Source organism: Shewanella electrodiphila (genome assembly GCF_023283985.1).
GTDB lineage: Bacteria > Pseudomonadota > Gammaproteobacteria > Enterobacterales > Shewanellaceae > Shewanella > Shewanella electrodiphila.
The window spans coordinates 98,485-110,752 of the sequence record NZ_JAKIKU010000001.1 but is presented as its reverse complement, the minus strand read 5'-3'; the positions used below and the strand labels follow the sequence as shown (position 1 = coordinate 110,752).

Here is a 12,268-nt window from a genome sequence, read left to right as displayed (position 1 = left end):
AGAGCAATTTCGTAGGGGCGGCAAGGGATGTCGAGAAGGGAAATGCTGTTGTTTCCCTTTCGTCGGGTGTGGGCGAAGCGCCACGACTTTGATTCTAGTTTTGGTTTTCAGTTAAAATTAATAACAAATATAAAAACAAATATAAAAACAAATATAAAAACAAATATAAAAACAAAAAAGCTCAGAGAAAACCTCTGAGCCTTTCAATTTAACCAGCAAAATAAACTTATATTTTAATCAAACTATCGGCTGGAACGCTGTTAGCGAATCTAACATCGCACTGTTGCCCAAACCTTGTCTTGGTGCCACCATATTGAACTGGCCTTGTTCACCATGTAACGCCATGTAGTTAAGCAACACCGTATCCACCAGCAAGTTCACGTTATTTGCCGATGGAGCTGATGCGGTATCCACTGAGGCATCAGAGCGCATAAAGCCGATTTGTTGGTTTTGCGCCATTTGATCGGCACTTGAGCCCATTAATTGTGGCTTACCCGCTGGGTTATACACCAAGAAGAAAGATGCACCTGTTGACGAGTTATCTCCCGTCCATTCGCCCTTGCCTCGCCCTTCCATTGAGTCATCGATGCGGCCATTACTGGCAACCGAGCCATCACTGAATACATACATCATCAAAGGTTGATTGCGACGAGCTGCATATTCCAAACATGCGCCCATACAACGTCCTGCGCGTAAATCTCGTAACTCACCGGTACCACGCTCACCGGTGTGATAGTCAAAACCACCCATAGTGACAGTGCCAGCACCAGAGAATCCATTGACCACCAGCTTCATAATAGAAGCGGTTTTTTGGAACTCTGATTCTGAATCAAATTCATTAATGGTAAAGATACCGCTTGGGCCCACAATGTCAGGATCTAACACAGGGTTAAGCGTCGAAGGATCACCAAAACGATCGGCTAAATCAGCACTTTTCACATAGCCACAATTGACTAAGTCTTTAATCACATCATCACGAGTCACTTGAGTGTTCACCGAGGCCATTTTCTGGGCGCTAATGCGCTGGATGCTTTCCATTACCGTTACGGCATCGCGCTGAGATAACAAGTTAAACAAATCACCCACATCCACAAGCCCTGTCACATCAGACGGTCGATCGATTTTAGTTGGGCGCATGCTCAAATCGACAAAATTAGCCGCTGCCATTGAGTTGCCACCAGAGTCAGTGCTGCGCGAGCCAATGAGTGGCATCAGCGAGCCGTTAGCACCAGCCGCCGCAATAGCATACATAGGATTATGTGGGTTATTACCCGTATCGTTATCAGAACGACAAGGGATCACCGCACCATTAATCCGTGATGCGGTATCGGCTGACACCTTTTCCAATATGCCACGTAAAAACGCTGAATCAGAGTGGAACGCGAGCCCTAAATCAGTATTAATAAAATCAGACATACCAACATCAGGGTTTGCAATCGATGGTGCCATATCACCAGGTAAACCCAGCTTGTTATAGCCAGCTGTCGATAAGAAATCTTGCTGACCACCTGCGCCACCAACCAGCACATTTGAGCCAGCAATATTGGCGCCGCCCGCTAAATCGAAACTGATAAACGGAATTTTACCCGCCCCTTGTACGCTAATACCGCATGAGTCTCGCAATGCTTCTAGGTCAGAAGACAACGCAGCATTGGCTTGGTTTGGGTTAGCAAACATGCTCATTAATGATAAACCCGCGACCGCTTGGCCACCTTTTGCTAGGCCCGTTGAGATAAACTCACGGCGAGTCATGGGTTTACGATGATCGGAAAACAATAAAGGACTGTCAGGGTGAAGATGAGTACGTTTAGTCATGTTGAAGTCCTTTTAAACTCTTTTTTGCCGCCGCTTGATTGTCGATTTTCAATATTGGAAACGTCGTGATCTGTGTGGGTATTTTTATCATCATTACGCTCCTATTGAATCAACATCACAGCACTTGCCAACACTGCTGCACATGATGCTTTAGCAATAGTTTGGGTTCGCTCTGCATTACAGTTTGTGCCACACACAGACAAATTACTGACGAGTGAATCCAGCTCGTTATAAACCAAGTTAGCATCTGGCTGACTCGATAAATTCAGCGGCATAAGTTGACCAATTAACGGGTTGAGCAAGTTAGGTCTTTCTGCGCTGCTTAATGCCACGTTTGGCTCTTGCGTGAAGTCAATATCAGGGAACCAAGCGCTGCGTAAGCTATCGTCATCAATGGCGACATCACAATAGGCAATTGCCAGTTGCGTCACCCCCATTTGCTGTGCAGAAATAAAGGTATCGATATTTTCGACACTCGGCAGTTGGCTTTTTACTAGCGCATAGGTATCAAACACTTTGGTTGTTTGCTGAGGTACACCAGTTAACTCACTCATTGAGTGGTTAATTTCAGCAAAGTTTCTTAAGCCTATTTGCGCGGTTTCGGTACTTGCTGGTAACTCATCAGGTGTGATTATCACCCCAGGCACAACCACATTTTCATGCTCACCGATTTGCTCAAAAGTGAGGAAAAACTCATCCTGACTGGCACCTTTCTCGAGACCAATAATAGTGCCTAATGCCGACAGCGACATAGGTTCAGCTAACGCCTGACCGCTTTCAATGGCTAAATCTACGTTAGAATAAGCTTGTCCTTGAGCACTTTCTTTACCATTAATCCCGATACGAACTGAACGCATATCAAATGCTTCAGCCACTGGCGTACCATCGATATTCACCAATGAAGCGCCAGTAAATAAATAGCTGTAATTATCAAATTGGCTGACTTCAAACATCACATAGGTATTGGGCAAATCAATTAAATGACTTACCGAGAACAGCAAGAAGAATTTCTCACCTACACCAACATCATAGTTTTGGCTGATTTGTTCTTGCTCTAGTACGCGGTTATAAATCGCCAACAAACGAATATCACCCTGCCAGACATGTTGGTTTGAAGCCTCTCGTCCTAAAATCAACGCAAAGCTGTCATCCCAAGATGCCAACGGCGCAATATCTTCATCAGCCACTTCAATTAAGTTGCCATTGACGTAAATTTTTCGCCCTTCTGTAGCGTTATAAGTTAATACCACATGCTGCAGTGTCGCTTGTAACACTTCATCGGCATCTGGCGTACTTAAGGCTGGGTCGCCATTGGTGCTTGAAGCTTCAGTGCGCAGCATAAAGTCATAGTTATATTGGCTCTGGCCTAATGTGAAGTTACGTGCATCATCACCTGCTGAATAAGTGACGATTCTTGCAGGCCCTTCTTGGGTGACATTATTTGGTGTGACCCAAGCTTCAACTGAAAACTCACCAGTTGAGGTGATTAAATCATGGAGTTTCTTACTGTTGGCGGTACTAGCCTGCGCTTTACCATTAGTAAAAGATAAGCCCCAACTGCCGAGCCATTCAACATCACCCGTCAGCGATAAATTCGCTTCTGGCGCGATACCAGAGGTATCGTATGCAGTAGAACCCTCGCCAGTTTTGAACTGGTATAAGGCAATGACATCCGTTTCAAATCGACCACCACTTGAAGCGGTAATACCATCCGTTAAGCGTAGTGATTTAGACACCACCATTTCTGGTGAAATTTCATCGACAGCAATTGCATCACTCATCGCTGTAACAGCCGCAAGCATTTCATTGCTATTTTCTTGGCAATTTGTCCAACAGTTATGAAACTCACTGCCTAAACGAACCACTAATCGAGACTGAGATGGCTCATCGATGTTGATGACATTTTTAGCCGATTCGTAAGCTTGAGCTATATCGTTACTGGCAAAGAAAGGTGACTGAGCAAAAGTCGCTCCTTCGTTATGACAATCAACGCAGTACTGGCTAACAATGGGGTAAACATGTTGGCTAAATAGCGCACTGTCATCTGGGAAACTTTTGCTTGAACCTGGCTCTCGAATGACTGGTGCGGTTAACTCAATGGTATTGGCGCTACTGACCCGTTCATCTGACCACAATTTGATCCACGAGGTCATGGTTTCACCACAAGCACTATCACTGTCTAACCAACAATTATGGCCACCAGCCACTTTTTCAACTAAGCGAGATGAAGCAGGATCAGTTAAGTCAACCAGCGGATTAGTCGCAGCGTATGCGTCGTTAACGTCTTCTCGACTGGCAAAATATGGCGCTTGATTACCTTCAGTATGACAGGCTCCACAGCGATTTTGAGTTGAGATATTGTCCCACAATGAGACTTTATATTTTTGAATGTCTTCAGTGGCAGGTGCAGGACCGGTATACACGCCAGAGTCTGGTTCTTGCTGTTGAGGCGGATTACTTTCTACGTCACCGCCGCCACATGCCGTGAGGGTTAAACATAAACTCAGCACCGAGAGGCTAGATAAGGTTTTTTGAGATAATTTCACCGTTACTCTCCCATGCAGTAGTTGCCAACTTCAGCGAATACACGCTTAAGTTGGTATGAGTTTTGTTGAAAAGACTCAGTGGTCGCCGCAATTTGGTTAATATCCTCATTGGACTCTGCATCTCGTAAGCACACGGTTTTAAATACTTTCTTTACTTGGCATTGAGCGAAAGCTTGGCTATTAGCAAACTCCTCACCTAATGACTTAGCACCAAAGCCTTTACCTTCAAGGGTTTCATCCCAGCCAAGCTTTTGGTTAACCCCCTCACGCCAATAGTTATGCCATTCATCATCTTCAGTGACATAACCGTATGGGAAACTGGTCGAGTTAATATGGTATTTACCTTGCACTCTGGTGCCTGTATCGGGGTCAACTTGGCCACTTTGGTTGTAAGCAATAGCCCCATTATCACCAACCGGATCGGCTTCAAGGTTAAAATCATATTGATAAAATGCAAACGCTTGAGCTAATGGATCCATGCCACTGTGGCAACCTAAACAGTTATTGATAAATAAGCGACTATCGCCACCAGGGCTGCGGCTAACATCTTGGCGAATTCTATCAGGTGAACGGGTATTATCTTTTAGGGGTTCTAAATCAGTGCACAAATGATTCATTAAGGTAAAACGCACCATGGCTCTGTTTGTACCTAAATAAAAGAATGCTTTGGCAGCCGCTCTACTGGTTAGTACGCCTGCAGTAGCATCACTTGGCAAACCATTTAAGCTAGACTGACTGGTTCGCTCCAAGCCATCTTTTAAATCAATAAACTGATCTTCTAATGATTGGTAATGTTGGTTATTACTGGTGCTATAGGCTGGTAGATTAAGGCTGTTCTTCCCCACATACACCATATCGGCTTGCAGTACCTGCCTGAAATCAACGTCATCTCGTACCGTACCAATTACAGTTGCACTGTAATCATTTAGTGGTGCAAAACTGTCTTGATCGATGTTAGTCCAGGGGGTGGCGAACAATTTTAAGGTCGTGGAATAAAAAGCTGGGGTTTCCATTGCTAAATAAGCCGCTTCTATCGGTTTACTATCGCCGAGTAATTGCGCTATATCATTGAGGGTTTGTTCAGATGCGGGAACACCGGCGATACGATCATGCAATTGCTTGGCTTGCTCTAACGTCCCAGCATGAGACAAAGGAGCAAAAACTATTATTGAACCCAGTGTTAATTTATGCAAAAAGGCTCGGGTTTTATTCAGTCTAAATTGCGTTCTTAGCACATTGAATTTATTTAAAAATCGTTGACTTTTCACCGTACAAAGTTGCCTCTTCATACTGTCTCCTTGTCGTTATTTCAGCCAACAAACGCCTTAAGCGGCAGAGTTATAAAAACGCAGACAATGATAAGTATTTCGGGAATCATAAAGCTTGTTGTTTTTATTTTTGTTAACTTTATTTTTTACTTGGCAAAATAATTTTTATTAAAAAGTATTGAAACACTGGGGCTAGGCGGCAATAATGTCAAGAGTTATTACATTTTAACTATGTAACGATAACAATAATAACAATTATATATTAAGGGTAATAAATGAAGCCATTTTTCGGCTTAAAGGGATTAGGCCGTAAAACTTTTGACAATAAAGTTTTAGGCTATAAAGCTTCTATTTATCAAGCATTAATGGCGTTTCTTCTTGTTAGCGGTTGTAACACGGATACTGCGCTTAAGGATGAACAGCCTGATCCTGTTTTAGTTGAATACCCTGTAGTTTACATTCAGCGCGATCTCATTACCCAGCCCAGTGATGACAACCCAGAATCCGCTAGTTTTCAAAGTAGAAACCCAAGCCAATTTAATCCTGGCGCACAATTATTTGTAAAACGAAATGCGTTTACTGACTCACCCGTTACCAATATCACCGCCGAACTTTTTGCCGATTTAATCACCGAAGATCTTGACACTATCCAACGCATAGATATTCGTGATTTATCAGTCTCTGATGATGGTCAACAATTTTTAGTCTCTATTCGCGCGCCAGAAATTGCTGATGCCGACGAAGATGAGCAACCAAGTTGGAATATATGGCGTTACCAATTATCAGACCAATCACTGACCCGATTAATAGACAGTGATACGACCGCCGAACAAGGTGATGATTTGATGGCATCCTTTCTCCCTGATGGACGGATTATATTTGCCTCAACCCGCCAGCGCTTATCACGAGCCATTTTACTCGATGAAGGTAAACCGCAATACACCGCTCTCGATGAAAGCCGCGATAACGAAACGTTCAACATCCATTTAATGAACGATGATGGTAGCGGTATTGAGCAACTGACCTTCAATCTTAGTCATGATTTCTACCCACTGGTATTGCAAGATGGTCAAATCCTCTATAGCCGTTGGGATGACATGGGTGGCGACCATGGTATTAACCTCTACAAAATGAATCCAGATGGCACCGATAATGAATTAATGTTCGGCTGGCATTCTCATCAAATGATTCTCGATGAGCAAGATGAACATATTGAGTTTGTTAAACCGCAGCAATTACCAAATGGCAATATACTTATGCTGCTGTCATCACAGGATGAAATGAATTATCAAAAAAGGCCTGTGACAATCAATATCGATGAGTATATTGATAACCAGCAAGCCACTGCGGTATCGGGCGAAACCGACAACACAACTAACAATGCCATAAACGATTTACCGCTCAGTTTTGATTTTAAATTTAACTTCGCAGACGCGCTATCACCTTCTGGGCGCTTAACTCATTTATATCCATTACCTGATAACAGCCAACGTTATTTATTGAGTTGGGATCTTTGTCGGGTTGTTGTTGAAGAACAAATCCGTGCATGTGGTCAATTAACTGATGAACAGTTACTGGATCAAACCTTAGCACTTGCCGATCCCTTATATGAACTTTGGCTACTTAACGATGCCGACGGTACTCAGCAGTTAGTTGCCAATAGCGAAGAAGGTAAAGTGATTACTGAAGCGTTAGGGATGCAGCCGTCATCGCAACCTAAAGCCTTTATCGCCGATCAAGTGATTGGTAATGAACTTGATCCGCAGTTGCACGAAGAACTCGCTGCGGCAATTCACATTCGCAGCGTATATGATTTTGATGGTCAAGACAGCAGCAGTAATCAAGGCGGTATTAGTCGATTAAGCGATCCTTCATTAACCCCAGCCAGTGAATTACCAGCGCGCTTTTTAAAAATCGTTCGCGGCGTACCTATGCCACCTGATGAAGTTCGAGATATTGCCAATACCGATTTTGGCCGCAGCCGAAATCAATTAATGCGCGAAGTTATTGGCTACACCCCAATTCAGCCAGACGGCTCAGTGAAAATTAAAGTCCCAGCAAATGTGCCATTGGCCATCAGTGTCTTAGATAGCAACGGCCAACGCATTGGTGGTCGCCACAGCCAATGGATAAGTTTACAAGCCGGTGAAACCCTGCAATGTATGGGTTGTCACACGGGTAACAGCCAATTACCTCATGGCCGTTATGATGCCCAAGCAGACAGCATTAACACAGGGGCGATTGGTGGCTCTGCATACCCTAATGCCAGCAGCAATATTATTCCAATACAAGGTCAAACCATGGCGCAGGCCGATGCAATGGTCAATGGCATAGCAGAGCTATCGGCGAGCCTACGTTACGATGATATTTGGACTAATCCAGCTATCTCAGCGCTAAACCCGAGTATGAACCTGAGTTATGAAAACTTAACAACCCCAGCACCAAATGGCAGTGAATGTTTTAATAATTGGACCCCATATTGCCGCATTCAAATCAACTATGAAGAACATATTCAGCCCCTTTGGGATTTACCTCGTTTAGCCATAGACGAAGACACCTTAGAGGTCCTTGCAGATAACACTTGCACCGTATGCCATAGCAATGTTGATGATAATAGCCTTGCCCAGGTACCAGCTGGTCAGCTTGAATTGATTGCAGCTCCATCAATAGATCAAATCGCTCACCTGACGAGTTATCGTGAGTTATTTTTTAATGATGTCGAACAAGAAGAAGTGGATGGGATCGTTATCGACAAGCTAGTCGAAGTGCTAGATGCCGATGGTAACGTGGTTTATCAAGTGGATGCCGATGGCGAGTTGATACTCGATGCCGAAGGTAATCCAGTTCCTGTGTTAACCACAGTGAATGTACCAGCAATTATCTCGACTAATGGTGCCAGAGCCAGTAGCAGGTTTTTTAATACCATGAATGATGAAACCCATCAAAATATGCTGACAGCCGACGAACTTAAATTATTAAGCGAATGGATAGATATTGGGGCTCAGTATTACAACACCCCTTTTTACGCTCAAGATTAGTCGAAAAGACTTTTGATAACTGCCGCCTTAATAAGAGCAACTTTGGTATGAGACGGCTTGATAAGAAAAACCTTGATAACAGCAAAGTTAGAAGCCAAATAAAAACAACAATAAACAAGGACTAATGATGTTACAAAAAGGAAGCTATGTTTAATTTCGCCTGCCCATTCAAATTCATGTTGGCAGGTACATTACTCTGTTTAACGTTATTGAACTCCAATCTTGCTCACGCTGAATCCTCGGCGGCGCAGTTAACCATTGATGTTCCCTTTGTTGAGCTTCACTCAGGCCCAAGTGCAGGCTATCCCGTCGTACATGTTGTCGAGCAACATGAACAGGTCAGTGTACTACTCAAACGAACATCTTGGCTCAAAGTCCGTGATAAGCGTGGCATTGAAGGTTGGTTTCATGAAGATGACTTACGCGGACTCAGCCAACATGGTGAAGCGGTTAACCAGCATGTCATTGGCACTGAAGCCTTTATGCAAAGAGACTGGGAAGCGGGCGTGATGTATGGCGACCTTGAAGGCGCTAACTTTTATAACGTCCACTTAGGCTATGTTTTCACCCCTGTTTTTAGTGCTGAAATATCTGCAGGTAAAGCCTTAGGTAGCATTTCTGATAGTGACTTATTTGAAGCCATGCTTTACAGCCATCCTTTTCCTGAATTTACCTTGGTCCCTTACATTGGCATAGGTGGCGGCATTATCAACACTAAGCCTCACAGTGTTATCGCGGATTCTGAATCACGTCAAAGCACCTTAATGAGTGCAGCGGCTGGGGTTAAATACCATCTCGCACGTAACTTTATCTTACGCGCCGAATATAAACTCTCGTTGGCCTTAACCGACAGAGATGAAAATGAACAACTTCAATCTTGGAAAGTCGGCTTTAGCGTCTTTTTCTAATGGGCATGGGAATAATGAAGGCAATGATGAAAACAGCGATAACAACAAAAATAAGCATTAATACCATGGTTAAAAGCGCAATTAAATCTTGTTTAACCCTAAGTATCGTCACTTTAGGCATGGGCTATAGCGCCATTGCACTTTCAGCTGAAGCTAGCCAATCAAATACCGTCGGAGTTAAAGCCGATGTTGAGCGCCGCGAAGTACTCGATGATGTATTGGATACAGAAAATTTCGAGGTCGGTATTCAAGGTGGCTTGATGTCAATTGAGGACTTTGAAAATAGCCCTTGGATTAGTGCACATCTGGGGTATCACATCAGTGAACACTTTTATGTCAAAGCCAGATATGCAGTCGCTGAAGGCGGATATACCAGTTTTGAAAAGCTTGCTAACACCGCACCTTTACTGACAGATGAAGAGCGCGAAATGACCTACTACGGTCTCAATATTGGTTATAACCTTCTACCTGGTGAAATATTTTTCAGTGAAGATTTAGTCTTTAACAGTGTGTTCTCCTTTGAAGTCGGTGGTGGTAACACTGAGTTTGCCGGTGATGAACAATTTACGGTGAACTTAACCGCTAACTACCGTGTTTTTCTCAATGACTGGGTTGCATGGGATCTGGCGATGAGTGACTACATCTTTGACACTCAAATAACAGGCTCATCAAAAACGACGCACAATTTAACCTTTTCTACTGGTATTGCTGTTTATTTTTAATCTATAGCCGTTGGTCACAACCTAACTCGAAAAAGAGTTAAACAAAAATTAAATAATAAGAAATAAAGGATTATCAATGATGTTATTTAAGCGTGGGTTCATTGCCCTGTTTACCCTATTTACTTTAAGTGTATCGATTCAAGCCAATGCGTTATCAGAAGGCGATATGGCACCAGATTTCACCTTAAAAAACATGCAAGGTGAGAACCTTAAACTCTCTGAGCAGCGCGGCAATATCATCCTGATTAACTTCTGGGCATCTTGGTGTGGACCTTGTAGAAAAGAGATGCCTGTACTGCAAAAGCTTGAAGACAAATATCGAGATTTAGGCGTTGCTGTTTGGGGCGTCAATGTTGAGCAAGAAAACCAAGCAGGTAAAGACTTTCTAGCCGATCTTAATTTAAGTTTTGATATTTTTTTTGACGAAACAAACAGCCTATCTGAGACCTACGATGTAAAAGCCATGCCAACGACTGTGATTGTCGATCGCGACGGCAAAGTGCGATATGTGTTCTTAGGTTACCAAGACGGTTACGAGAAAAAATACGCCGCTGCGATTAAAAAGCTGATCAGAGAGTAACCCTATGATGAATCCAATCAAAAAAATGCTCATCCTCATAACGGCCCTGTCGTCACTATTGATACTATCGGGTTGCTCAAGTTTAGACATAGAACCTTGGGTAAAACCTTATGAACGCCAAAACCTTGCCGATCCTATTATGCGATTTGGTAGGCATCCCATTGCCAATATGCACGTAGCGCATGTATTGGAGGCCCGTGAGTCTGCTCGAGGAGCAGAAGGAACTGGAGGCGGTGGCTGTGGTTGTAACTAAGATGCTCAAGTGCTTATTAAAGACAGCCACAACAGGATTAATTCTCTGTTCGCCACTCAGCCTAGCTGCAGTGCTAGAGCCTGATCGCGCTGATGTGCTTTATCACAGCTATGAAGGCGGCGGGATGAAAATTGACGGTCCTTCGGTATTGCTTCGAAAAAAGACCTCTGAATCATTGGCGTTTACTGGCTACTACTACCTCGATAGCATTTCTTCGGCCTCTGTAGATGTGCTCAGTACAGCAAGTCCATATAGCGAAAAGCGCCATGAAGGCCAAGTTGGGGTCGAATACCTCAACGATAAGACCTTAATGACCTTTAATGCCCGCCAGAGTGATGAAGACGATTACCTCGCACAATCCTTTAGCGTTAATGTATCTCAAGATACCTTTGGCGATTTAACCAATTTAAGTCTTGGTGTGTCATATGGTGATAATGAAATACGCCGCAATGGCGATGACCAATTTGAAGAACAAAGTCAGCAGTACCGTATTCGCGCAGGCATAAGTCAAATTTTAACTCGCAACTTAACCGCGCAACTTAACTTTGAAGCCATTGCTGACGAAGGTTACCTCAATAACCCATACCGTACGGTACGCTACATAGATACGACTAACCCATCCGGTGTTGGCTATCAGTCTGAAATCTATCCAGAGACTCGAAACTCGTTTTCAACCAAATTATCGGCAAGCTACTTTCTGCCCTATCGCGCGGCGTTATTTTTTCATTATCGCTACTTCAACGACAGCTGGGAAATTGATGCTAATGATGTCGAACTCGGATACCGCCACCCTATTGGTGACTTCTTAGAACTTGAATTTAAAGTGCGTTACTACCAGCAAACTCAAGCTGAATTTTATAGTGACTTATTCCCTTATCAAGATGCACAAAACTACCTAGCCCGCGATAAAGAGTTAAGTGACTTTAATGACTTAACCTTAGGTCTAGGTGTCACTTATTTAATGCCTGAAAGCTTATCTTTTGGAGATACTCGCTCAGAAGCCAGTATTCAATGGGACTACATCACCTTCGACTACAACAACTTTAGAGATCCCACTGCTGATGGTGGCGTAGGTAACGAACCGTTTTACAATTTTTCCGCTAACGTCATCCGCGCTTTTTATAGCGTTTACTTTTAA

9 protein-coding genes are annotated in these 12,268 nt (G+C 43.5%); 6 read left to right on the top strand and 3 right to left on the bottom strand.

Annotated features, from left to right (window positions below; genetic code table 11):
- Positions 1-237: 237 nt before the first annotated feature.
- The 3 genes from L2737_RS00515 to L2737_RS00505 form a co-directional block, all read right to left on the bottom strand.
- On the bottom strand, positions 238-1,815 hold the full coding sequence (locus L2737_RS00515; RefSeq protein ID WP_229370608.1) for a general secretion pathway protein GspF: 1,578 nt from the start codon (positions 1,813-1,815) through the stop codon (positions 238-240).
- A 101-nt stretch (positions 1,816-1,916) separates the two neighbouring features.
- Complete coding sequence (locus L2737_RS00510) at positions 1,917-4,361, bottom strand: LamG domain-containing protein (RefSeq protein WP_248954414.1); 2,445 nt, start codon at positions 4,359-4,361, stop codon at positions 1,917-1,919.
- Positions 4,362-4,363: 2 nt separating this feature from the next.
- Positions 4,364-5,650 carry a hypothetical protein gene (locus L2737_RS00505; protein ID WP_248954413.1) on the bottom strand — a complete coding sequence of 429 codons (1,287 nt, stop codon included), beginning with the start codon at positions 5,648-5,650 and terminating at the stop codon, positions 4,364-4,366.
- Between the two features lie 254 nt (positions 5,651-5,904).
- Between L2737_RS00505 and L2737_RS00500 the strand changes: the two genes are divergently transcribed.
- From L2737_RS00500 to L2737_RS00475, 6 genes are all read left to right on the top strand, one after another.
- A complete protein-coding gene (locus L2737_RS00500; RefSeq protein WP_248954412.1) occupies positions 5,905-8,667 on the top strand; it encodes an HzsA-related protein in 2,763 nt (920 codons plus the stop codon).
- Between the two features lie 146 nt (positions 8,668-8,813).
- On the top strand, positions 8,814-9,575 hold the full coding sequence (locus tag L2737_RS00495) for an SH3 domain-containing protein (protein WP_248954411.1): 762 nt from the start codon (positions 8,814-8,816) through the stop codon (positions 9,573-9,575).
- A gap of 23 nt (positions 9,576-9,598) precedes the next feature.
- The gene (locus L2737_RS00490) at positions 9,599-10,297 is read left to right on the top strand and encodes an outer membrane beta-barrel domain-containing protein (RefSeq protein WP_248954410.1); all 699 of its coding nucleotides are present in this window, start codon (positions 9,599-9,601) and stop codon (positions 10,295-10,297) included.
- Positions 10,298-10,373: 76 nt separating this feature from the next.
- Positions 10,374-10,877, top strand: a complete 504-nt coding sequence (locus L2737_RS00485) for a TlpA family protein disulfide reductase (protein ID WP_102528065.1) — start codon at positions 10,374-10,376, stop codon at positions 10,875-10,877.
- A 4-nt stretch (positions 10,878-10,881) separates the two neighbouring features.
- Entirely contained in the window at positions 10,882-11,130 is a 249-nt protein-coding gene (locus L2737_RS00480; RefSeq protein ID WP_428848362.1) for a DUF4266 domain-containing protein, read from the top strand.
- On the top strand, positions 11,111-12,268 hold the full coding sequence (locus tag L2737_RS00475) for a DUF3570 domain-containing protein (RefSeq protein WP_248954409.1): 1,158 nt from the start codon (positions 11,111-11,113) through the stop codon (positions 12,266-12,268). The genes L2737_RS00480 and L2737_RS00475 overlap by 20 nt, the downstream gene beginning before the upstream one ends.

Excerpts from the sequence above, each read along its gene's own strand:
- L2737_RS00500 (WP_248954412.1), top strand. The coding sequence starts at position 5,905 with ATGAAGCCATTTTTCGGCTTAAAGGGATTAGGCCGTAAAACTTTTGAC.
- L2737_RS00485 (WP_102528065.1), top strand. The coding sequence starts at position 10,374 with ATGATGTTATTTAAGCGTGGGTTCATTGCCCTGTTTACCCTATTTACT.
- L2737_RS00505 (WP_248954413.1), bottom strand. The coding sequence starts at position 5,650 with ATGAAGAGGCAACTTTGTACGGTGAAAAGTCAACGATTTTTAAATAAA.
- L2737_RS00515 (WP_229370608.1), bottom strand. The coding sequence starts at position 1,815 with ATGACTAAACGTACTCATCTTCACCCTGACAGTCCTTTATTGTTTTCC.
- L2737_RS00480 (WP_428848362.1), top strand. The coding sequence starts at position 10,882 with ATGATGAATCCAATCAAAAAAATGCTCATCCTCATAACGGCCCTGTCG.
- L2737_RS00495 (WP_248954411.1), top strand. The coding sequence starts at position 8,814 with ATGTTTAATTTCGCCTGCCCATTCAAATTCATGTTGGCAGGTACATTA.
- L2737_RS00490 (WP_248954410.1), top strand. The coding sequence starts at position 9,599 with ATGATGAAAACAGCGATAACAACAAAAATAAGCATTAATACCATGGTT.